Here is a 20,883-nt window from a genome sequence, read left to right as displayed (position 1 = left end):
CCACCTTCTGTGTCCTTGCCAGAGCCTAGGGGCGGCGGGTTACGATTCTCCTAATCTTGGCGCGGCGCTACTGCGCCGCCATCCGCCCCGACAATGGCAAGCTCACACGGAACGCCGGCCCCGTCTGTCCCGGCAGGTAGGAAACGTACCCGCCGAGCCGCGCCATGATTTCGCGGCAGATCGCGAGGCCGAGCCCTGCCCCACCGGCCTTGGTCTCGCCGATGCGCGAGAATTTCTCGAAGATCATCGCCTGCATCTCGGTCGGAATACCACCACCATTGTCGACGAAATCCACCACGAGCTGGTCCTCGGCGACCGCCGTGCGGATCGAGAGCACCGCCGGATCGGCATCGCAGTATTTGCGCGCGTTGCTGACAAGATTGATGAAAACCTGCGCCAGCCGGTCGAGATCGGTGCTGAGATCCACACGCTCCGCCTCGCGATCGCGGTGGATGATGAAATGCTCGGTCTCGCCACCCGCGGCGCGCACCGCCCGGTCGATCAGCGCCTCGAGCGTGCCGGATTGCACGTTGAGATCCACCTGCCCGTTTTCCAGCACGCTGAGATCGAGCAGGTCATCCAGAAGCCGGGTGAGCCGCACCGTCTCGTCATGGATGATCGCGGCGTATTTGTGCTTGTCCTCCGCGCTCAGGTCGTCGGTGTCGCGCAGGATTTCCGAGAATGCCCGGATCGAGGTCATCGGCGTGCGCAGCTCGTGGCTGATCTGCGACAGGAAGCCGTCTTTCTGCACCGAAATCTGGGTAAGCTTCTCGTTGGCCTGCCGCAATTGCCGGGCGGTGCGCGCCAGTTCCTGGCTCTTGGCCTCCAACTGGCTGGAATATTCCATGATCTGCGCGGTCTCGTCGGCCACGGCCATCAGGTCGCGCACCGAGACCGCGGCGCCGCCGACGATCTGCGCAATCATCGCGTGCGCGGTCGCCGCGCCCACCGACCCGGCGAGCGCACGCTCCAGCTCCTGCAGGAAATCGGGGCTCGGCTCGGGCAAGTAGCCCGCCACCCCCTGCCGCCCGGCGGCGGCGGAAAACAGCGCCTGCGCCTCGCGCGCGCCCATGATGCGCTGCGCCATGATGAGCAGGTCCTCGCTCTGCGCCATGCCGCCCGACCAGCCCCCCGGCGTGTCGGAATGGTCAAAGACGTTGACGAACTGCGCGCCCTGCAACCGCTCCAGTGGCTGCGGAAAGCTCAACAGCGATCCCAGCAGGAAGGAGCCGACATTGAGCAGAAGCGACCACATCAGCGCGTGCAGCACCGGGTCCATCCCCTCGGCCCCAAAGAGCGCGTAGGGCCGCAGCCAGCCGATGCCCCACGGCCCCGCCTCGTGGAGCGTCTCGGACATAAAGACCGCGGGGCCGAAGCTCGGCAGGAACAGGCAGTAGAGCCAGACCGCCGCCCCCGTGCACAGCCCGGCGAGCGCACCCGTGCGCGTGGCCCCGCGCCAGAACAGCCCCCCCATCAGCGCCGGCAGGAACTGCGCCACGCCGACGAAGGCGATCAGCCCCATCGCCGCTAGCGCCGTGCCGCCGCCGGAGATGCGGAAATAGACATAGCCCAGGAACAGCACCCCCACGATGCTGATCCGCCGCGCCGTCAGCGCGACGTTGCGCACGTCGCCCGACACCATCGCCGCCCCGCCCGAGTAATGCAGCCAGATCGGCATGACGACATGGTTAGACACCATCGTCGATAGCGCGATTGCGGCCACGATCACCATCGAGGTGGCGCTGGAGAACCCGCCGAGGAACGACAGGATCGCCAGACCGTCCCGCCCATCCATCAGCGGCAGGGTCAGCACGAAGAGGTCCGGATTGGTCCCCGCCGGCATCACGTCGAGTCCCACCGCCGCGATCGGCAGCACGAACAGGCTCATCAGCATCAGGTAGCCGGGAAACGCCCAGGCGGCGGTGCGCAGATGATCCTCGTCCTCGTTCTCTACCACCATCACCTGGAACATGCGCGGCAGGCACAGGAACGCCATCGCCGACAGCATGGTGAGCCCCACCCAGCGCCCGGCCGAGACATCGAACCGCGCGATCTCGGACGTCTCGATCCGGTCGAGCGTGGCGCCGACGCCTCCCGCAAGCCCCCAGACCACGAACACGCCCACCGCCAAGAGCGCGCAGAGCTTCACCACCGCTTCCATCGCGATGGCCATGACCACACCGTGATGGCGCTCGTTGGCGTCGAGGTTGCGGGTGCCGAACAGGATGGTAAAGACCGCCAGCCCCGCCGCCACCCACAGCGCGGTGGACTGCATGTCAGACAGCGGCGCGGTTGGCACGCCCGGCTCGGCAAAGGCCGCGAATGCCGCGAACGAGAGCGTCACCGATTGTAGTTGCAGCGCGATATAGGGCGTCGTGCCCACCACCGCGAGCACGGTCACCAGCACCGCCAGCAGGTTGGACTTGCCGTAGCGCGACGAGATCAGGTCGGCGATCGAGGTAATGCGCTGGCTGCGCCCCACCCGCACAAGCCGGCGCACCGTCCACCACCAGCCGATCATCACCAGCGTCGGACCGAGATAGATGGTGACAAACTCCAGCCCGGAACGCGCGGCAAAGCCCACCGCGCCATAGAATGTCCAGGCGGTGCAGTAGATCGACAGCGACAGCGTGTAGACGACGGGCGAGCGCAGCCACCGCACCCGCCCCTGCCGCGCGGCGCGATCGGCACCGAATGCCACCCCGAAAAGCAGCACCACGTAGAGCAGGCAGACCAGCACGAGGATGTTGAGAACGGTCATTCCATCCCCCCGCCGTCTCCCTTCGCGCCGCCGCCATCCGCGCCGCCAGCCTCGTCCTCGCCGCCCCGCAGGTGCCGCGATACCAGCCCCGAGACCACGACCAGCACCGCCCAGAGAACGAAGACGTAGATCATCGCCGCCACCGTGCGGGCGCCGCCTCCGGCCCCCTGCCACAACAGCGGCACGCAGAACAGGACTCCCCCAGCCAGCGGCAGCAGGCGCGCGGCATCGGCCAGTCGGCGGCGTCGATAGCTGCGCCGCGCGAGAAAGACCGACACGCGCTCGGGACTCATGTCCCCGCCAGCGCGCGCACCGCGTCGAGCACGTCGGCGTTCGAGAACGGCTTGGTCATGTAACGGCTCGCGCCTGCGCGCTCGGCCATTTCGCGGTCGCGGGTCTGGCCGCGGGCCGTCAGCATCAGCACCGGCACGGTGGCAAAATCGGCATCGGCGCGGATTTCCCCCAGGATGTCATAGCCGCTCTTGCCCGGCAGCATCACGTCGAGAATGATGAGATCGGGCACGCGCCGTCGCACCGCGTCCATCGCGTCATGACCGTTGGCATGGGTTTTCACATCCCAGCCGTCACGCGACAGGATGAAACTCACCGCCTCGATGATGTTCGGTTCGTCCTCGATCAGCAGGACCGTCTTTCCCATGCCATCGGCCTCCCCTCCGATGAAGCGGTGAAAACCGCCACCGCGCAACTATTCCCAAATTGCCCCGCGCTGTCAAAAGCCCTCTGCCAGGATCGACGGCTCACGCCGCGCGGCGCAGGTGGCCAGCGGGCAAATCCGACAGCTCACTCCGATCTCGTCCACGGCGCCGCGCACCTCGCCCGGGTCGGGCAGCAACAGCATGTGCGCACGCACCGGCGCCGGCCGGTCGAACCCGGTCGGGCCCTCGGGCCCGGCCACCGCCAGCGCCTCGACCACCTCGCCGCCGCGCCCGGCCTGCCGCACGCGCCTGCGCAGCGGCGCGAGCGGCTGCGCAGGCGCGAGGTAGAGCGGCCAAAGCGCGCAGGCCCCCGCCAGCCGCGGCATCGAGAACCCCTCGATCGGCTTGCGAAAGATCAGCGTGCCGGAAGCGTCGCAAATCACCAGCCCGACCCGCCCGACCTCGGCCTCGGGCATTGCCGCCATCCGCCGGAACACCTGCGCCAGACCCGCGCCGGTCGCCTCGGCCAGCCGCGCGGGGTTTGGTCCCAGCGTGCGCAACCGCGTGAGGAACGTCGCCATCGGCAGGGCGCGCGCGTCCTCAAGATAGCGCCCCAGCACCGCCCCCAGCAGGGTCTGCGCCGGCCCCGACAGCCCGCGCTCGGCCTCTGCGCGCACCAGCCGGACCACTGCCCGCGGCCCCGCCACCTCGCGCTCCAGCTCGGCGAAATGAAAGCCGCGCGCCGCCAGCACCGCGTGCATCTCGTCCTGCGGCGACTGCACCTCCGCGTCACGGTTGGGCGCGCCCTCGAGGTATTTCACCAGCGCCTGCGCACCCTCGGTGAGACGCGCGCTGTCCTCGTTGATGTTGCGGTGAAACCGCGCGGTCCATTCCGGCTCCAGTTCCTCGGTCTCCACCAGGATCGACGAGGTCGAGCGGATCGCAGTCACCGCAGAAATCACCTCGTGCAGCGAGTCCGCGAGGAACGGATCATGCGCAAGCCGGTCGGTCAGCGTCTCGATGGTGCGCTCCATTTCCTCGTTGCGTCGGTAGAGCTCGGTCACGAGACCCGCCCAGCCGGGAAAACGCTCGGCGAATTCCTCGGCCCGGTCGCGTTCGGGGCCGGCATCGTCGGCGGCCCCCGCCGCCTCGCGCAGTCCCGCGACCAGCGTCGCCGCCGCCCCCTCGCTCAGCAGCGACGGCTCGACATCGAGCGCGCCGGCGAGCCGCAGGAGCGTCTTGCCGCCGATTCTGCGGCGGTTATGCTCGATCAGGTTGAGGTACGAGGGTGAAATGCCGACCCGTTTGGCGAGGTCGGTCTGCCGTATACCGGCAAGCACCCGTCTCTCGCGGATGCGTGTTCCGATCATGAACTTTTCGGGCATGGATTTTTTCCCCGCCTTGGGCTGAACTTGCTGCACCTGCGTGACAATTTATTTACAACATAACGAATGCGTGTGTCTATTTTTTTACAAAATAAATGTTTCCACAAAGGCGCTTGTTGCGAAATTTTCTGACGAGCCCCCATAATCGACCTGTGCAGGTTTGTCCTGCACCCGGGTTGTGCGGAGGAGCATGCCCCGACCGAATCATAATGGGAGGATTCCATGTCCAAATCGAACTTTACCCGCCGTGGCGTGCTCAAGACGAGCGCGATCGCAGGTGCTGGTGTTGCGCTGCCGACGATATTTACCGCGTCGAGCGCCGCGGCCTACACCAACGAACCCACGGGCAGCACGGTCACGCTCGGCTTCAACGTGCCGCAGACCGGACCCTACGCCGACGAGGGCAATGACGAGCTTCTCGCACAGCAGCTCGCGGTCGAGCACCTCAACGGCGAGGGCGACGGCGGCTGCCTCAACACGTTCACGTCCAAAGCCCTCAAAGGCAATGGCATCCTCGGCAAGAAGGTCGAGTACGTCACCGGCGACACGCAGACCAAGTCGGACGCCGCGCGTGCAAGCGCCAAGTCGATGATCGAAAAGGATGGCGCCATCATGATCAACGGCGGCTCGTCCTCGGGCGTCGCCGTGGCCGTGCAGGGCCTGTGCCAGGAGGCGGGCATCATCTTCATGGCCGGCCTGACGCACTCGAACGACACCACCGGCAAGGACCGCAAGGCAAACGGCTTCCGCCACTTCTTCAACGCCTACATGTCGGCTGCCGCTCTTGCGCCGGTGCTGGCCAAGGAATTCGGCGAGGACCGTCGCGCCTATCACCTGACCGCCGACTACACCTGGGGCTGGACCCAGGAGGAATCGATCAAGGCGGCGACCGAGGCGATGGGCTGGGAGACCGTGAACGCGGTCAAGACGCCGCTCGCGGCGACCGATTTCTCGTCCTACATCGCGCCGGTCCTGAACTCGGGCGCCGACGTGCTGGTGCTCAACCACTACGGCGGCAACATGGTCAACTCGCTGACCAACGCGGTGCAGTTCGGACTGCTCGACAAGATGGCCAACGGCAAGGACTTCAAGATCGTCGTGCCGCTCTATTCCGAACTGATGGCCGCCGGTGCCGGCGAGAACATCAAGGGCGTGCTGGGCTCGATGAACTATAACTGGCAGCTCGACAACGAGGGCTCCAAGGCGTTCGTCAAGTCCTTCGGCGAGAAGTACGGCAAGCCGCCGTCGAACTCGGCACAGACCTGCTACGCGCAGGTGCTGCTCTATGCCGATGCCTGCGAGCGTGCCGGCACGTTCAACCCCTGCGGCGTCGGCGAGGCGCTCGAAGGCTTCGAATTCGACGGGCTGGGCAACGGCCCGACGCTCTACCGCGCTGCCGACCACCAGTGCTTCAAGGACGTGCTCGTCGTGCGTGGTGCACAGAACCCGACCAACCAGTACGACACGCTGGAAATCGTCGAGGTCACGCCGACCGATCAGGTCATGTATGCGCCGGATCACCCGATGTTCGGCGGCAAGGAAGCGTCCCTGGGCAAGTGCAACCCGGGCGCCTGAGCCTTCTCGAAAAAGACATCCGGTCGCGCCACCGCGCGCGACCGGACCCGCGCCGCGACCGGACAGCGATCTGCGGCGCGCTTTCAACCCATAGGTGGGACCGATGGACGTCATTCTTCTGCAAATCCTCAACGGGCTCGACAAGGGGTCTGCCTACGCGCTGATCGCGCTGGGCCTGACCCTGATCTTCGGCACGCTCGGCGTGGTCAACTTCGCGCATGGTGCGCTCTTCATGATCGGCGCGTTCTGCGCGGTCACGTTGCAAAAGTTCCTGTCGCTCAGCCACACGGTCATAGACGAGAGCCAGACCGATTTCCTTGGCAACCCGCTGAAGGTCGAGATGCGCTATATCGAGGACTGGTTCGGCCCCGAGATCGGCGGCGGGATCGTCGAATGGTCGGTGCCGCTTTCGGTCCTGTTCGCAATCCCCGTCATGGTCGCCGTCGGCGTCGCGATGGAACGCGGTCTTATCAAGCACTTCTACCACCGCCCCCATGCCGACCAGATTCTCGTGACCTTCGGCCTGGCGATCGTGCTTCAGGAAATCATCAAGTATTTCTTTGGTGCCAATCCGATCCCCACCCCGGCTCCCGCGGCGCTGGCGGGCAGTATCGACCTGGGCGTGATGATCGGCTTCGAGGTCAACGAAATCGTCTACCCGCTCTGGCGCATGGTCTATTTCGCCTTCGCGGCGGTGATCATCGGCGCGGTGTTTGCCTTCCTGCAATTCACCACCTTCGGCATGGTGGTGCGCGCCGGCATGGCCGACCGCGAGACGGTGGGCCTCCTTGGTATCAACATCGACCGCCGGTTCACGATCATGTTCGGCATCGCCGCGGCGGTCGCGGGGCTGGCGGGGGTGATGTACACCCCGATCAACCCGCCCAACTATCACATGGGCATGGATTTCCTCGTGCTCAGCTTCGTGGTCGTGGTCGTGGGCGGCATGGGCAGCCTGCCCGGCGCCGTGCTCGCGGGGTTCCTGCTGGGCATCCTCGAAAGCTTTGCCTCGACCACCTGGGCCACCACCACCATCCCGGGCATCAACCAGGTTATCATATACCTTGTCGCCATCGTCGTCCTGCTGACCCGCCCGCGCGGTCTGATGGGACGCAAAGGCGTGATGGAGGACTGACCCCATGTTTGGACTGAACAAGAAAGACGGGCTTCTGTTCCTCGTCGTCATCGCGATCACGCTGCTGGCACCGTTCCTGCTCAACCCCTTCCCCGAAGGCAGCGGCATGGCACAGTTCAACGCGGGCTACCCGGACCTGCTCCAGCGGTTCGCGATCTACGGCATCTTCGCCATCGGCTTCAACATCCTCTTCGGCCTCACCGGCTATCTCAGCTTCGGGCACGCGGCCTTTCTCGGCGTGGGCTCCTACGCGGCGGTCTGGATGTTCAAGCTCTTCACCTACAACGTCGTACCCGCCATCGCCTTTGCGGTGATCATCGCGGCGATCTTCTCGGTGCTGATCGGCTACATCTCGCTGCGCCGCTCGGGAATCTACTTCGCGATCCTGACGCTGGCCTTCGCGCAGATGTCTTTTGCCCTGGCCTATTCGGTGCTGTCGAACCCCAAGTTCAACCTCACCAACGGCGAAACCGGGCTGCAGGTCTACAGCAATGACCTGCAGATGTTCCATCGCACGGGGCTGCCCGACATGCCGCATATCTTCGGCCTGTCGGTACGCGCCAGTTACGAGCTGGAGCTGGGCGGGTGGTCCTTCACCTTCAACGTCGGGTATTACCTCTGCGCCCTCATCATGCTGATCGCCTTCTACTTCGCGATCCGGCTGTTCCGCTCGCCCTTCGGGATGATGCTGCGCGCGATCAAGTCCAACAACACCCGCATGACCTATACCGGCCTCAACGCCAAACCCTACGCGCTCGCGGCCTTCGTGATCTCGGGCATGTATGCCGGGCTCGCAGGCGGCCTGCTGGCGGCCATGGACCCGCTCGCGGGGGCAGAGCGCATGTTCTGGACGGCCTCCGGCGAGGTGGTGCTGATGACGATTCTCGGCGGTGCGGGCACGCTGATCGGCCCGGTTCTGGGCGCGGGCCTGATCAAGTACATGGAAAACATCGTCTCCAAGATCAACGACAACGTCCTGCACCAGTGGTTCGCCTTCCTGCCCGACGGGATGGAGGATGCGGTTGTCGCCCTCATCCACCCGTTCGTGGGCAAGGGCTGGCACCTCACGCTGGGCATGATCTTCGTGCTGGTGGTGATCTTCCTGCCGGGCGGCCTGGTCGAGGGCGGGCAACGCATCGCACGTCTCTTCCGCGGCAAGAAGGCCCGCGAGGCCGAGAAATCCTCTCAATCCAACCCCGCGGAATAAGGAGCGCACGACATGGGCATTCTCGAAGTCAAGAACGTCAACAAGCGCTTCGGCGGGTTGCAGGCGCTCGGCGACGTCAACCTCAGCGTCGCCGAGAACAGCGTCCACGCCATCATCGGTCCCAACGGCGCGGGCAAGTCCACCCTGCTCAACGTCCTGATCGGCAAGCTCATCCCCGATACCGGCTCGGTCATGTTCCAGGGCCAGTCGGTGCTCGGGCGCAAGCCCTACGAGATCAACCAGATGGGCATCTCCCGGGTCTTCCAGACGCCAGAGATCTTCGGTGATCTCTCGGTGCTGGAGAACATGATGATCCCGATCTTCGCGCGTCGCGACGGCGTGTTTCGCATGCACGCCTACGAGAACTCCTCGAACGAGCGCGAGATCGTAGACCAGGCCGAGACCATGCTCGAAAACCTCGGCCTCGCCGAGCAGCGCCACGATCACTCGGCCTCGATGTCGCGCGGCAACAAGCGGCGGCTCGAGATCGGCATGTGCCTCGCGCAGGAGCCCAAGCTGCTGCTCCTCGACGAGCCGACGGCAGGCATGGCGCGCGCAGACACCAACAACACCATCGACTTGCTCAAGCAGATCAGTGACGAGCGCGACATCACCATCGCGATCATCGAGCACGACATGCACGTGGTGTTCTCGCTCGCCGAGCGTATCACCGTGCTGGCGCAGGGCTCGCCACTGGTCGAGGACACCCCCGAAAACATCAAGGGCCATCCCAAGGTGCGCGAAGCGTATCTTGGCGAGAGCGCCTGACGAGGAGCGCGCGCAATGAACGTCAAACCCGACTTTTCCAAGGGCGTGAGCCACGCCGAGACCGCCCCCGCCTTTCTCTCCGTATGGAACATGGAGAGCTATTATGGCGAGAGCTATATCGTGCAGAACATTAGCTTCAATGTCCACGAGGGCGAAATCCTCGCGCTTCTGGGCCGCAACGGCGCGGGCAAGACCACCACGCTGCGCTCGATCGCGCGGATGGACAGCCCGCAGTTGGCGCATGGCGAGATCTGGCTCGATCACCAGCCGCTTCACAAGATGAGAAGCCACGAGGCGGCGGCCGCGGGCATCGGCCTCGTACCCGAGGACCGGCGCATCATCCCCGGCCTCACCGTCGAGGAAAACCTGCAACTCGCGCAGATCGCTCCGCCCGTGGGCTGGTCGATCGACCGGCTTTACGAGCTGTTCCCGCGCCTGCGCGAACGCCGCGACCAGGAAGGCACGACACTTTCGGGCGGCGAACAGCAGATGCTCGCCGTGGCCCGGGCGCTGGCTCGCGACATCAAGGTGCTGTTGCTCGACGAGCCCTACGAGGGCCTCGCCCCGGTGATCGTCGATGAAATCGAAAAGACCCTGCGCGTCATCAAGGAACAGGGCATCACCACGATCATCGTCGAACAGAACGCCGTGCGCGCGCTGGAACTCGCGGATCGCGCGGTGATCCTCGATACCGGCGGCATCGTGTTTGACGGCACCGCCGCCGAAGTGCTTGAAGACGAAGAGCTTCGCAGCGAGTATCTGGCCATCTGACGCCAGCGCTTCCGCCCCGCCGTCTTTCTCCCTGTTGACAGCGGGGCGGCTGTCGTCTTCGATCCAACCGCATCAGCGAAGAGGAGCCATCATGTCCGATCAAACCTATGCCCCAAGCGCGGATTTCGCCGCCAATGCCCATATCGACGCCGCGAAATACAAGGAAATGTACGCCGCCTCGGTGGGCGACCCGGAGGCGTTCTGGCGCGAGCACGGGCAGCGGATCGACTGGATCAGGCCCTACAGCCGCGTCAAGGACGTGAATTTCGACTTCGGCAACGTCTCGATCAAGTGGTTCGAGGATGGCACGCTCAACGTGGCGGCCAACTGCATCGACCGGCATCTGGCGACGCGCGCCGACCAGACCGCCATCATCTGGGAGCCCGACGAGCCCACCGACGAGGCGCGGCACATCACCTATCGCGAGCTTTACGACAACACCTGCCGCATGGCCAATGTCCTCAAGGGCATGGGCGTGGGTCGCGGCGACCGCGTCGTGCTCTACCTGCCGATGATCCCCGAGGCCGCCTATGCCATGCTCGCCTGTGCGCGCATCGGCGCCATCCACTCGGTGGTCTTCGCCGGCTTCTCGCCCGATGCCCTCTCGGCGCGGATCAACGGCTGTCAGGCCAAGGTCGTCATCACCGCCGACGAGGCCCCGCGCGGCGGGCGCAAGACGGCGCTCAAATCCAACACCGACGCGGCGCTCCTGCATTGCTCGGACAAGGTGAAATGCCTCGTCGTCAAGCATACCGGCGGTCAGACCACCTGGATTGACGGGCGTGACCACGACTACAACGCGCTGGCCGCCGAGGCCGCCGCCGACTGCCCGCCCGAGGAAATGAATGCCGAGGATCCGCTCTTCATCCTCTACACCTCCGGCTCGACGGGGCAGCCCAAGGGCGTGGTGCACACCTCCGGCGGCTATCTCGTCTATGCCGCGATGACGCACGAGCTGGTGTTCGACTACCACGAGGGCGACGTGTTCTGGTGCACCGCCGATGTCGGCTGGGTCACCGGCCATAGCTATATCGTCTACGGGCCGCTCGCCAACGGCGCGATCACCCTGATGTTCGAGGGCGTGCCCACCTACCCGGACGCCTCGCGCTTCTGGCAGGTCTGCGACAAGCACAAGGTCAACCAGTTCTACACCGCCCCCACCGCGATCCGCGCATTGATGGGGCAAGGCACCGAATATGTCGGCAAATGCGATTTGTCATCGCTCAAGGTGCTGGGCACCGTGGGCGAACCGATCAACCCCGAAGCGTGGAACTGGTATAACGACAACGTCGGAAAAGGCCGCTGCCCCATCGTCGATACCTGGTGGCAGACCGAAACCGGCGGTCACCTGCTGACCCCCCTGCCCGGCGCCATCGCCACCAAGCCCGGCAGCGCCACGCTGCCGTTCTTCGGGATCGAGCCGGTCGTGCTGGAGCCCGAGTCGGGCAAGGAAATCACCGATACCGAAGCCTCCGGCGTGCTCGCGCTCAAGGATAGCTGGCCCGGGCAGATGCGCACCGTCTGGGGCGATCACGAACGCTTCGAGGCGACGTATTTCCAGCAATACAAGGGCTATTACTTCTCCGGCGACGGCTGCCGCCGCGATGCCGACGGCTATTACTGGATCACCGGCCGCGTCGATGACGTGATCAACGTCTCGGGCCACCGCATGGGCACCGCCGAGGTGGAATCCGCCCTCGTCGCCCACCCGCAGGTCGCCGAGGCGGCGGTCGTGGGCTATCCGCACAATATCAAGGGTCAGGGCATCTACGCCTACGTCACCCTGATGAACGGGGTCGAGCCCACCGAGGACCTGCGCAAGGCACTCGAAAAATGGGTCCGCACCGAGATCGGCCCCATCGCCAAGCCCGACCTGATCCAGTGGGCCCCCGGCCTGCCCAAGACTCGTTCGGGCAAGATCATGCGCCGCATCCTGCGCAAGATCGCTGAGAACGATTACGGCTCGCTCGGCGATACCTCGACACTGGCCGATCCGTCCGTGGTGGACGACCTGATCGAAAACCGCATGAACCGCGGCTGAAACCACACACCCCCGGGCCCGGCCCGGGGGGCACCCCTTCTCACGCGCCGTCATCTTCGGGCTCGACCCGGGGACCTCTCCCGCCAAGAGCGCGCCCGCCCGAACCGGACGATGACCCCGCGTATCCGCCAGCTTGAGAACATAAAGCGAACGCTTTATCCTCGCCCCATGACCGCCCTCGCCCGCATCCCGCGTCCCGCCCCCGCCATAACCGGCCCGCTCGCCCTCGCCCCCGGTCGGCTGCACGAGGGTTGCGGCCCCGCGCGGCACACATGGGCGATGCTGGTGGCGGGCGCGCTTGCAGGCCCGGTGCTGTGGATCGCCCCCGCCTGGGCCACCGACCGCCCCGAGCCCTGCGGCTTCGCCCGCTTCGCCGAGCCCGGCCGGTTTCTCTTCGTCACCCCCGACCACCGCCCCGACCTGCTGTGGTGCATGGAAGAAGCGCTGCGCAGCGGCGCGGTGCCGCTCGTGGTGGCGGACCTGCCGGGCCTCCCCGGCCTCACCCCCGTCCGCCGTCTGCACCTCGCCGCCGAGGAGGGCGGCAGTCGCGCGGCCCAGCCGCCCCTCGGGCTGATCCTGACACCGGGCGAGGGCGGCGCGCCGGGGGTCCAGAGCCGCTGGCACATGGCCCCCGCCCATCTGCCCCATGCCGACCGCTGGCACCTCGCCCGCCGCCGCGACCGCAGCGCCCCACCCGCCGACTGGCACCTCTCGGGCCACCCCGGCGCCTGGGCGTTCAACAAGATGTGATGGCCCCGCAGCCCCGCCCGCCCTATCAAGGGGCATGATCCGCCTCGCCCTCGCCCTCGCGCTCATCGCCACGCAGGCCCTCGCCGCGCCCGAGGCCTACCGCCTCGACACCGCGCGCTCGGTGGTGAGCTTCACCTACGATCTCGGCGGGAACGCGGGGCGCGGCACCATGCCCGTCGCCTCCGCCGACATGGCGCTCGACCTCGCGAACCCCTCGCAAAGCCGCGTCACCGTCACCCTCGACGCAGGGCGCGCGCGGGCCGGGTTCTTCCTCGCCACGCAGGCAATGAAGGGGCCGCAGGGCCTCGACACCGCGCGCCACCCCTTGATTACCTTCCGCTCCACCCGCATCAGCGGCACGCTGAGCGAGGCACGGGTCGAGGGCCTGCTCACCGTCCGCGACACCACCCGCCCGGTGACGCTTCAGGCCGGTCTCTACCGTCAGCGCGGCACCGATCCAGCGGACCTCACCCGCCTCACCGTCCGGCTCACCGGCCAGATCGACCGCCACGCCTTCGGCGTCACCGGCTTTTCGGACCTCGTCGGCCCGACGATCAGCCTGCGCATCTTGGCGCGGATCGAGCGGTAGGGGTGCGGCACATAAAGTGTTTGATTCCATGGTTTTATGAGGCAATCCGGCGCGAGCCGGGGCTCTTGTTCGCGGGTGTGGACCGGCCGGGGACGCAGGTGGAGAACCTCGACCGGCATTTTACCGAGGCGGCGGGGGACGGGTGAAAACCGCTGGCTGTGGCGCGTCGGTATCCTGTCGGTATTGCGTCGGTGGCGGCGCACGGGGGGCGAGGGCCGCGTTAACGGGTCCCGCGCGAGGGTGATCCCCCGCAACCCCGGAGTGCCCGCATGGCCCGCATCACCAAGACCCAACGCCTCGCCCGCGACACGCTGTTGCGCGACCTCATCCACCTCAACCGCGACGACTGGATCCACGCCACGCTGCCGGACGTGGTGCCCGACGCCTGGCACACGCTGGAGGTCGATCTGGATGTCGAGGAGCCGCGCGAGAAGGTGACGCTCTACCTCGACCGGTCGGTGGCGCGGTTCTATCGCGGGATGGGGCGGGGCTATCACGCGCGGATCAACCGGCTGCTGCGGACATGGGCGCAGATGAAGATCGCGGGGGAGGTGCAGTTGGATGCCTATCTCGCGAAGCGGGTGGGGGGAGATGAGGGAGAGGATTCGGGGGAGGAGGCGGGTTGAAAGCCTACCCTACGCTTGCTTTGTCCTATTCGTTATACAGTTATATATCGCAGGAAGCGCCAGCTTGGTGAGCCTTGAACGTCGTGTTTTGACAGAGTGCGAATAAGTTGGAAAATTTCGTCGCCAAACTGGCGTGCAGATTCCAGTGTTTTTCCATAATACTCTTCATCGCTCATTTTATCGTAGAGTGCTGATTTAGAGCAATTTGTCTCAACAAGAAAAAATTCATACATTTCCCTAATAGCGTTTACATTGCTGCTCGCGCCGTGCGCTTTTGCGATATCAATTCGCTCTAGTGGGCGCATCGATACTAGCTTCTTCGCTTGCTCTTTGCTGACTGATCCTTCTTCACAAAGTCTCACCTGCAAGCCGATTATAACGGAGTAGCAGGTCAGTAGGCGGCTAAATTTAAGTTTGAAGTTTTTTGCACGTCTTTTGGCTGGGCTGTGATGAGTTCCAGCCTCATAATTTATACATAAGGTCCGCCAGAATCGTAGTATGTCATTCATCAAGAACGCCGGAATAAACGTACTGGAGTGATCGGCATAATCAATCCAGTAGCGCTCAATGCACTCTTCAATAATGTTTTCGTAAACGCCTTTTCCAAAAAGGCATTTACTTTCAAGCAAAAGGAGTAAGCGGCCTGTAAATGTGTTATTTGCGTCGTCTGAAGGTTTTCCCAAGCCAATTAGATACTCCGAGGCAGAATGCGCCTTAAGAAAGCCGCCGTCCGCGTCAATGTCCGGCAAATCTATGTCACGGTTCATACCGATAATGGACGCGCACAGCTCAATCTCTTCGAGGCCTGTCAGAAGCCTTTCGCCCGAGAAAGACGCAACACGCGACGTCACAAAGACATCTAAGTCGCTATGTTCGCATGCGTCTTCACGACCGAATGAACCGGTGGTGTAAACGCATACCTTTTCCTTTAAGGTCTTCGCGTCAGTCCAATCGTCTACTCTTGATTCTAATGCCTTCGAGGCTTTCTCTCTTAGCTGAACTGAGAAATCTCTTCTGGAAGATATTTGGTCGACCATCGTCCCACACCATAAGTTTAAAAAAGATGTTTGCTTGCTCAAGCGCGTCATCTAACGCATTATGCGTGTGCGGTAGGTCTGACTGAAACGCTGAAGGTAGCTGTGATTTTGACGCTCGAGAAACTGGAATGCCACCTTTAACAGCAATGGCTGTTTTGAGGTCGAAGCATCCAGAGTGGCCGAAGGGCGAGCCGTGTCGCGTGAAGCGCAGAAAGTACCAGTGCATCCATAGCCAATCAAAGGACGCAGGGTATGCAACAAATATCGGACGGTTATCACCTGAGACTTTGTTGATCCAATCCGCCGCCCGTGACATAGCATGCTCCGGATGTACTCCTTCTCGAAGTAGCCTGTTTCGATCCAAGCCATTTACATGCAACGCTTCGTTTTCATATGTATCACTTATCGGCGATAGCTCGATGTAAAATGTCTCTTTTGGCTGGGGTGTGATTTCTAACGACCTCCCATCGAAATGACCGCAGTAGGCCATACCAAGAGACAGCATAGAATATGGGCCAGGTATAGGCCCATCTGTTTCTACATCCACAGAGATGTAGGCGTCGCCATTTCTCGCTGCTGTCACTATTTTCACCTCGCAAACTTCTTGTACTTCACCCGCTTCGGCTCCAGTGCGTCCGGCCCGAGGCGCCGTTTCTTGTCTTCCTCGTAGGCCGAGAAGTCGCCCTCGAACCATTCGACATGGGCCTCGCCTTCGAAGGCGAGCATGTGGGTGCAGATGCGGTCAAGGAAAAAGCGGTCGTGGGAGATGACCACGGCGCAGCCGGCGAAATCCGTCAGGGCATCCTCTAGCGCGCGGAGCGTTTCCACGTCGAGGTCGTTGGTGGGCTCGTCGAGGAGGAGCACGTTGCCGCCCTCTTTCAGCAGCCGCGCCATGTGCACGCGGTTGCGCTCGCCCCCCGAGAGCAGCGAGACCTTTTTCTGCTGGTCGCCGCCCTTGAAGTTGAACGCGCCGCAATAGGCGCGGGAGTTGATCTGGGCGTCGCCCAGCACGATCACCTCGGCGCCGCCGGAGATCGATTCCCATACCGTTTCGTTGGGCTTGAGGTCATCGCGGGACTGGTCGACATAGGCGAGCTTGACGGTGTCGCCATACTCGATGGTGCCCGCGTCGGGCGTCTCTTGCCCGGTGAGCATGCGAAAGAGCGTGGATTTGCCCGCGCCGTTGGGGCCGATCACGCCGACGATGCCGCCGGGGGGCAGCGAGAAGCTGAGGTCCTCGATCAGGAGCTTGTCGCCCATCGCCTTTTTCAGGCCATCGACCTCGATCACCTTGTCGCCGAGGCGCGGGCCGTTGGGGATGACGATCTGCGCGCGGCCCACGCGCTCGCGCTCGGACTGGCCGGCCAGTTCGTTATAGGCGTTGATCCGGGCCTTTTGCTTGGCCTGCCGCGCCTTTTGCCCCTGCCGCATCCATTCAAGCTCTCGCTCCAGCGTCTTTTGCTTGGACTTGTCCTCGCGCGCCTCTTGCGCGAGGCGCTTGGCCTTCTGCTCCAGCCAGGCGGAATAGTTGCCCTCGTAGGGGATGCCGCGGCCGCGGTCCAGTTCGAGGATCCAGCCGGTGATGTCGTCGAGGAAATAGCGGTCGTGGGTGACGATCAGGATCGTTCCCTTGTAGTCGATCAGGTGCTGTTGCAGCCAGGCGATGGTCTCGGCATCGAGGTGGTTGGTGGGCTCGTCCAGCAGCAGCATGTCGGGCGCCTCCAACAGCAGCCGGCACAGCGCCACGCGGCGCCGCTCGCCGCCCGAAAGGCTGGCGACATCGGCCTCGTCGGGGGGGCAGCGCAGCGCCTCCATCGCGACGTCGATGCGGGAATCCAGGTCCCACAGGTTCTCGCCGTCGATCTCGTCCTGCAATTGCGCCATCTCGTCGGCGGTCTCGTCGGAGTAGTTCATCGCCAGTTCGTTGAAGCGGTCGAGCTTGGCCTGCTTTTGGGCCACGCCGAGCATGACGTTGCCGCGCACGGTGAGGCTGTCGTCGAGCTGTGGCTCCTGCGGGAGATAGCCGACGCGCGCGCCGGAGGCGGCCCACGCCTCGCCCGAGAAATCGGTGTCGAGCCCGGCCATGATGCGCAGGAGCGTGGACTTGCCCGAGCCGTTGACGCCGACGACGCCGATCTTGACGCCGGGAAGGAAGTTGAGGTGGATGTTCTCGAAGCATTTCTTGCCGCCCGGATAGGTCTTGGAGACCCCCTGCATGTGGTAGACGTATTGATAGGCTGCCATGATCCGCGCTCCGCTGAGAAATCCGTGATGCACCGGCGGTGATAGCTGGCGCGGGCTGCAGGGGCAATGGTCAGCGTGCGCGGCCCGGCGCGGGGACGGGGCGGGCCGCTGCGGTGGCGGTGTCGGCGGGGACGGGGGCGGCGGCGCGCGTGCGCAGCCAGCCGATCAGCGCGTCGAGCGGCATCGGGCGGGCGAGGCCGTAGCCCTGGATCACCGGGCAGTTGGCGCGGCGCAGCATGGCGCGCTGCGCCTCGGTCTCGACCCCCTCAGCCACCACCGACATGCGCAACAGGCCGCAGAGGCGGATGATGGCGCGCACGATGACGCGGTTGCGCGGGTCCTGTTCGAGCCGGGCGATCATCGAGCGGTCGAGCTTGATCGCGTCCACCTCGAAGCTGGCCATGTGCGACAGCCCGGCATAGCCGGTGCCGAAATCGTCGAGCGCCACGCGCACGCCGAGCCGCTTGAGCCGGGCGACCGCGCTCATCACGTCGGCGCCCGAGCCGTCGAGGATCGTGGTTTCCAGCACCTCGATGCAGATGCGCCCCGGGTTCAGCCCGCGCGATTGCAGCGCCCAGTCGAGCAGGCCGGGATAGTTGACGTCGGCGAGGATCGCGGCGGAGACGTTGATCGACATGGTGAGGTCGGGATGCCCCGCCTCGTCCAGCGCCCGGAGCGCGTCGAGCGCCATCGTCATCGAGCGGTAGTCGATATCCGCGAGCAGCCCGAGCCCGTCGGCGGCGTCGAGGAACGCCGCCGGGGCGAGCAGGCCGCGCTGCGGGTGGTTCCAGCGGATGAGCGCCTCGCAACCGCAGATGCGACCGTCGGCGAGGGACAGTTGCGGTTGCAGGTGGATCGCGAACTGGTCGCGGCTCACCGCCTCGCGCAGGTCGCGGGCGAGGGTCTGGCGCGCGCGCTGCGCGCGGCCGAGATTGGCGGTGTAGTGGATCATGCGCCCGCGACCGCGCGCCTTGGCGTCGTAGAGCGCCGCGTCGGCGCACTGGATCATTTCCTCGCCGGTGGTGGCCCCGTCGCCGGCGGCACAAGCGCCGATCGAGGCACCGATGCGAATGGTCTGATCGTGCCACATGAGCGGCTGGCCGAGCGCGCGCAGCACGTCGCCCGCGCGGGCGTCGAGCGCCACCGCCCCATCGGGCAGGGCGCAGACGAGCAGGAACTCGTCACCGCCGGTGCGGCAGGCGAGGTCGCGCGGCCCCGCCACCCGTGCCAGCGCGTGGGCGACATGCGCGAGCGTGCGGTCGCCCGCACCGTGGCCGAGCGTGTCGTTGATGTCCTTGAACTTGTCGATGTCGATCACCAGAACGCCGAGCCGTCCGCGCGCGATCTCGGCACGGATGTCCGGGGCGTCGAGATGCTCGGCCAGCCGCTTGCGGTTGGCGAGCCCGGTCAGATCGTCGTGGTGGGCGGCGTGGCGCAGATCGACCTGCACCTGCCGCAGCGCCATTTCGGTGCTGACCTGATCGGTCACGTCGCGGCAGGTGATGACGACCTTGCGATCGCGCGGATCGGGCCCCGACGCGATCAGCGCGAAACCCTGCTGGTTCCAGAAGGTGGTGCCGTCGCGTCGGATATGGCGACCAAGCTGGTAGCGGCGGAAGAGCGCGCTGTCGGGGTCGTAGCGGAAGCGCGCGATGTCCTCTGCCGGGGGGCGCGCCTCGGGGGGCAGGACGAATTCCTGCGGCTTGCGCCCGTGCATTTCCGCCAGCGTCCAGCCGTAAAGCCGTTCGCAGGCCGGATTGACCCATTCGATGCGTGCGTCCATGTCCTGCACGACGATGCCGTCATGCGCGCCCGCGACGATGCGGTGAAAGAGCGCCGCGCCGACATCCGCGCAAGCCAGCGCCGGTGCGGTGCCGTGATCCGTGTCCCGATGCGTCATTCAGGCACCCTATGCCCCCTTAATCATTTGCGGACCCTAGACGCCCGCGGTTAACACCCCGTGGCCATCCGCCGCCGCCGCGCCGGAAAATTCCGAAAATTCGATCCGTCACCAGCGCGCGGGTCACGGGCGCGCGGGTCACGGGCGCGCGGATCACCGGCGCGCGATCAGGGCTTTTCCGGCGGGGCGGCGGCGGGCATAAGGTAGGCTGTCCCGAAGGGGGAAGGAGCACCCGTGCGCCGTTTTCTTGCGATCCTTGCGCTGGCCGTGCTGAGCGCCTGTAGCGGCGCGCGCAACGTGCCCTTGCTGGAGCCGGGCGCAGGCATGGATGCGACCGCGTTCCATTATGTCAGCGACCGCGAGGTCGAGACCGCGGACACCGCGACGCTGCGCTTTACCGCGCGGCGCGATCCGGCAATGCGCTATGGCGTGGCATCGGTCGAAACCGGCGCGCACCGCCCGCGCCTGCGAGCCGTGCGAGAGAGCGTGCACTTTCCGTCCACGCCGCTGCCGTTCTCGGTGCAGGCGGGACGGACCGTCACCGAGCCTGCCGCCGCGCGCGCGCAGGCCGAGAGCGAGGCGGCGATGCGCGCGGCACTGGCCTGCGCCCTGCGCGAGAGCGGGCGACGCGACATCCTGCTCTATGTTCACGGCTTCAACAGCCGGTTCGACGACACGATGGAGACGCTGGCACAGGTCTGGCAAGCGGCGGAAGAGACGACCGTTCCGGTGGCGTTCAGCTGGCCTGCGGGCAATACCGGGGCCCTTGCCTATTTCAAGGACCGCGAGAGCGGCGAATTCGCGATCTTTCACCTCAAGCAGACATTGCGCATCCTGGCAGGTGTGCCGGGGTTGCGGCGCATCCACGTGGTCGCGCACAGCCATGGCAGCGAGGTGGTGACGACGGCGTTGCGCGAAATGGTGATCGCCGAGCGCGCCGCCGGGCGCGATCCGCGCCGGGCGCTGAAGATCGAGAACCTGATCCTGGCCGCGCCGGATCTCGATTTCTCGATCGCGCGCCAGCGGCTGATCGCCGAACGGTTCGGCCCCGCCTTCGGACGTATCACCGTCTATATCAACCCCGGCGACGGGGCGCTTGGGCTGGCGCAGATGCTGCTTGCGGGTGTGCGGTTCGGGCGGATTTCGTTTGACGAGCTCGGCGCCGCGGAGCGCGAGATATTCACCTCTGTTCGCAACGTGCATTTCATCAACGTGAGCTCCGTCACCGGGCAATCGAGCCACAACTATTTCCGCTCCAACCCGGACGTGCTGCATGACATGGCGGAGGTGATCGTCTCGGGCGCGGCCCCGGACGACCCGGCGCGCAACCTCGCACCCGACGAGGGTAATTTCTGGCGGCTGGTACAAGAGCGCCCGGACCGCGAGCTTGGCCCGGAGGCCGGGCGGTGAGCGTGCTTTCGTACTTTACGCCGGCGCC

General features: G+C 65.3%; 18 protein-coding genes. 10 read left to right on the top strand and 8 right to left on the bottom strand.

Annotated elements, in window-relative coordinates; genetic code table 11:
- Positions 1-67 precede the first annotated feature (67 nt).
- The 4 genes from CRJ03_RS10450 to CRJ03_RS10435 all read right to left on the bottom strand — a co-directional run bounded on the left by CRJ03_RS10450 (position 68) and on the right by CRJ03_RS10435 (position 4,787).
- Complete coding sequence (locus tag CRJ03_RS10450; protein ID WP_104018814.1) at positions 68-2,761, bottom strand: ATP-binding protein; 2,694 nt, start codon at positions 2,759-2,761, stop codon at positions 68-70.
- Positions 2,758-3,054: a hypothetical protein gene (locus CRJ03_RS10445; protein WP_104018813.1), complete on the bottom strand. Its 297-nt coding sequence runs from the start codon at positions 3,052-3,054 to the stop codon at positions 2,758-2,760. Before CRJ03_RS10445 ends, CRJ03_RS10450 begins: the two co-directional genes overlap by 4 nt.
- Complete coding sequence (locus CRJ03_RS10440) at positions 3,051-3,419, bottom strand: response regulator transcription factor (RefSeq protein WP_104019173.1); 369 nt, start codon at positions 3,417-3,419, stop codon at positions 3,051-3,053. Before CRJ03_RS10440 ends, CRJ03_RS10445 begins: the two co-directional genes overlap by 4 nt.
- Positions 3,420-3,491: 72 nt before the next feature.
- Positions 3,492-4,787: a helix-turn-helix domain-containing protein gene (locus CRJ03_RS10435; protein ID WP_338066348.1), complete on the bottom strand. Its 1,296-nt coding sequence runs from the start codon at positions 4,785-4,787 to the stop codon at positions 3,492-3,494.
- 237 nt (positions 4,788-5,024) lie between these two features.
- On the opposite strand from CRJ03_RS10435, the gene CRJ03_RS10430 reads away from it, so the two are divergent.
- The 9 genes from CRJ03_RS10430 to CRJ03_RS10390 all read left to right on the top strand — a co-directional run bounded on the left by CRJ03_RS10430 (position 5,025) and on the right by CRJ03_RS10390 (position 14,264).
- A complete protein-coding gene (locus CRJ03_RS10430; RefSeq protein WP_104018811.1) occupies positions 5,025-6,377 on the top strand; it encodes a substrate-binding protein in 1,353 nt (450 codons plus the stop codon).
- A gap of 103 nt (positions 6,378-6,480) precedes the next feature.
- Complete coding sequence (locus CRJ03_RS10425) at positions 6,481-7,512, top strand: branched-chain amino acid ABC transporter permease (RefSeq protein ID WP_104018810.1); 1,032 nt, start codon at positions 6,481-6,483, stop codon at positions 7,510-7,512.
- Between the two features lie 4 nt (positions 7,513-7,516).
- On the top strand, positions 7,517-8,719 hold the full coding sequence (locus tag CRJ03_RS10420; protein ID WP_104018809.1) for a branched-chain amino acid ABC transporter permease: 1,203 nt from the start codon (positions 7,517-7,519) through the stop codon (positions 8,717-8,719).
- Positions 8,720-8,731: 12 nt separating this feature from the next.
- Entirely contained in the window at positions 8,732-9,487 is a 756-nt protein-coding gene (locus CRJ03_RS10415; protein WP_104018808.1) for an ABC transporter ATP-binding protein, read from the top strand.
- Between the two features lie 15 nt (positions 9,488-9,502).
- A complete protein-coding gene (locus CRJ03_RS10410) occupies positions 9,503-10,258 on the top strand; it encodes an ABC transporter ATP-binding protein (RefSeq protein WP_104018807.1) in 756 nt (251 codons plus the stop codon).
- A 91-nt stretch (positions 10,259-10,349) separates the two neighbouring features.
- The gene (gene acs / locus CRJ03_RS10405; RefSeq protein WP_104018806.1) at positions 10,350-12,299 is read left to right on the top strand and encodes an acetate--CoA ligase; all 1,950 of its coding nucleotides are present in this window, start codon (positions 10,350-10,352) and stop codon (positions 12,297-12,299) included.
- Positions 12,300-12,467: 168 nt separating this feature from the next.
- On the top strand, positions 12,468-13,049 hold the full coding sequence (locus CRJ03_RS10400) for an ImuA family protein (RefSeq protein WP_104018805.1): 582 nt from the start codon (positions 12,468-12,470) through the stop codon (positions 13,047-13,049).
- A gap of 34 nt (positions 13,050-13,083) precedes the next feature.
- Positions 13,084-13,638, top strand: coding sequence for a YceI family protein (locus CRJ03_RS10395; protein WP_104018804.1), 555 nt, complete (start codon positions 13,084-13,086; stop codon positions 13,636-13,638).
- A gap of 269 nt (positions 13,639-13,907) precedes the next feature.
- Positions 13,908-14,264 carry a BrnA antitoxin family protein gene (locus CRJ03_RS10390; protein WP_104018803.1) on the top strand — a complete coding sequence of 119 codons (357 nt, stop codon included), beginning with the start codon at positions 13,908-13,910 and terminating at the stop codon, positions 14,262-14,264.
- A 32-nt stretch (positions 14,265-14,296) separates the two neighbouring features.
- On the opposite strand, the gene CRJ03_RS19685 is transcribed toward CRJ03_RS10390, so the two are convergent.
- From CRJ03_RS19685 to CRJ03_RS10375, 4 genes are all read right to left on the bottom strand, one after another.
- Positions 14,297-15,301: a nucleotidyltransferase domain-containing protein gene (locus tag CRJ03_RS19685; protein ID WP_206018355.1), complete on the bottom strand. Its 1,005-nt coding sequence runs from the start codon at positions 15,299-15,301 to the stop codon at positions 14,297-14,299.
- On the bottom strand, positions 15,207-15,893 hold the full coding sequence (locus CRJ03_RS20135) for a 3'-5' exonuclease (RefSeq protein WP_206018354.1): 687 nt from the start codon (positions 15,891-15,893) through the stop codon (positions 15,207-15,209). The genes CRJ03_RS19685 and CRJ03_RS20135 overlap by 95 nt, the downstream gene beginning before the upstream one ends.
- Positions 15,890-17,545 carry an energy-dependent translational throttle protein EttA gene (gene ettA / locus CRJ03_RS10380; protein WP_104018802.1) on the bottom strand — a complete coding sequence of 552 codons (1,656 nt, stop codon included), beginning with the start codon at positions 17,543-17,545 and terminating at the stop codon, positions 15,890-15,892. The genes CRJ03_RS20135 and ettA overlap by 4 nt, the downstream gene beginning before the upstream one ends.
- A 70-nt stretch (positions 17,546-17,615) precedes the next feature.
- Positions 17,616-19,445: a putative bifunctional diguanylate cyclase/phosphodiesterase gene (locus CRJ03_RS10375; protein WP_104018801.1), complete on the bottom strand. Its 1,830-nt coding sequence runs from the start codon at positions 19,443-19,445 to the stop codon at positions 17,616-17,618.
- A gap of 234 nt (positions 19,446-19,679) precedes the next feature.
- Between CRJ03_RS10375 and CRJ03_RS10370 the strand changes: the two genes are divergently transcribed.
- On the top strand, positions 19,680-20,855 hold the full coding sequence (locus CRJ03_RS10370) for an alpha/beta hydrolase (RefSeq protein WP_104018800.1): 1,176 nt from the start codon (positions 19,680-19,682) through the stop codon (positions 20,853-20,855).
- The last annotated feature ends 28 nt before the right edge of the window (positions 20,856-20,883 follow it).

The sequence above is a fragment of the Roseovarius nitratireducens genome, from assembly GCF_002925845.1.
In the GTDB taxonomy this organism is placed as follows: Bacteria; Pseudomonadota; Alphaproteobacteria; order Rhodobacterales; family Rhodobacteraceae; genus Roseovarius; species Roseovarius nitratireducens.
The sequence above is the reverse complement of the archived record's forward strand: the minus strand, read 5'-3'. Positions and strand labels throughout refer to the sequence as shown.

What these genes read in the sequence shown, in the direction of transcription:
- CRJ03_RS10400 (WP_104018805.1), top strand. Translation starts at nt 12,468, where the DNA reads ATGACCGCCCTCGCCCGCATCCCGCGTCCCGCCCCCGCCATAACCGGC.
- CRJ03_RS10415 (WP_104018808.1), top strand. Translation starts at nt 8,732, where the DNA reads ATGGGCATTCTCGAAGTCAAGAACGTCAACAAGCGCTTCGGCGGGTTG.
- acs (WP_104018806.1), top strand. Translation starts at nt 10,350, where the DNA reads ATGTCCGATCAAACCTATGCCCCAAGCGCGGATTTCGCCGCCAATGCC.
- ettA (WP_104018802.1), bottom strand. Translation starts at nt 17,545, where the DNA reads ATGGCAGCCTATCAATACGTCTACCACATGCAGGGGGTCTCCAAGACC.
- CRJ03_RS10425 (WP_104018810.1), top strand. Translation starts at nt 6,481, where the DNA reads ATGGACGTCATTCTTCTGCAAATCCTCAACGGGCTCGACAAGGGGTCT.
- CRJ03_RS10420 (WP_104018809.1), top strand. Translation starts at nt 7,517, where the DNA reads ATGTTTGGACTGAACAAGAAAGACGGGCTTCTGTTCCTCGTCGTCATC.
- CRJ03_RS19685 (WP_206018355.1), bottom strand. Translation starts at nt 15,301, where the DNA reads ATGGTCGACCAAATATCTTCCAGAAGAGATTTCTCAGTTCAGCTAAGA.
- CRJ03_RS10440 (WP_104019173.1), bottom strand. Translation starts at nt 3,419, where the DNA reads ATGGGAAAGACGGTCCTGCTGATCGAGGACGAACCGAACATCATCGAG.
- CRJ03_RS10395 (WP_104018804.1), top strand. Translation starts at nt 13,084, where the DNA reads ATGATCCGCCTCGCCCTCGCCCTCGCGCTCATCGCCACGCAGGCCCTC.
- CRJ03_RS10375 (WP_104018801.1), bottom strand. Translation starts at nt 19,445, where the DNA reads ATGACGCATCGGGACACGGATCACGGCACCGCACCGGCGCTGGCTTGC.
- CRJ03_RS10450 (WP_104018814.1), bottom strand. Translation starts at nt 2,761, where the DNA reads ATGACCGTTCTCAACATCCTCGTGCTGGTCTGCCTGCTCTACGTGGTG.
- CRJ03_RS10430 (WP_104018811.1), top strand. Translation starts at nt 5,025, where the DNA reads ATGTCCAAATCGAACTTTACCCGCCGTGGCGTGCTCAAGACGAGCGCG.
- CRJ03_RS10390 (WP_104018803.1), top strand. Translation starts at nt 13,908, where the DNA reads ATGGCCCGCATCACCAAGACCCAACGCCTCGCCCGCGACACGCTGTTG.
- CRJ03_RS10445 (WP_104018813.1), bottom strand. Translation starts at nt 3,054, where the DNA reads ATGAGTCCCGAGCGCGTGTCGGTCTTTCTCGCGCGGCGCAGCTATCGA.
- CRJ03_RS10410 (WP_104018807.1), top strand. Translation starts at nt 9,503, where the DNA reads ATGAACGTCAAACCCGACTTTTCCAAGGGCGTGAGCCACGCCGAGACC.
- CRJ03_RS10435 (WP_338066348.1), bottom strand. Translation starts at nt 4,787, where the DNA reads ATGATCGGAACACGCATCCGCGAGAGACGGGTGCTTGCCGGTATACGG.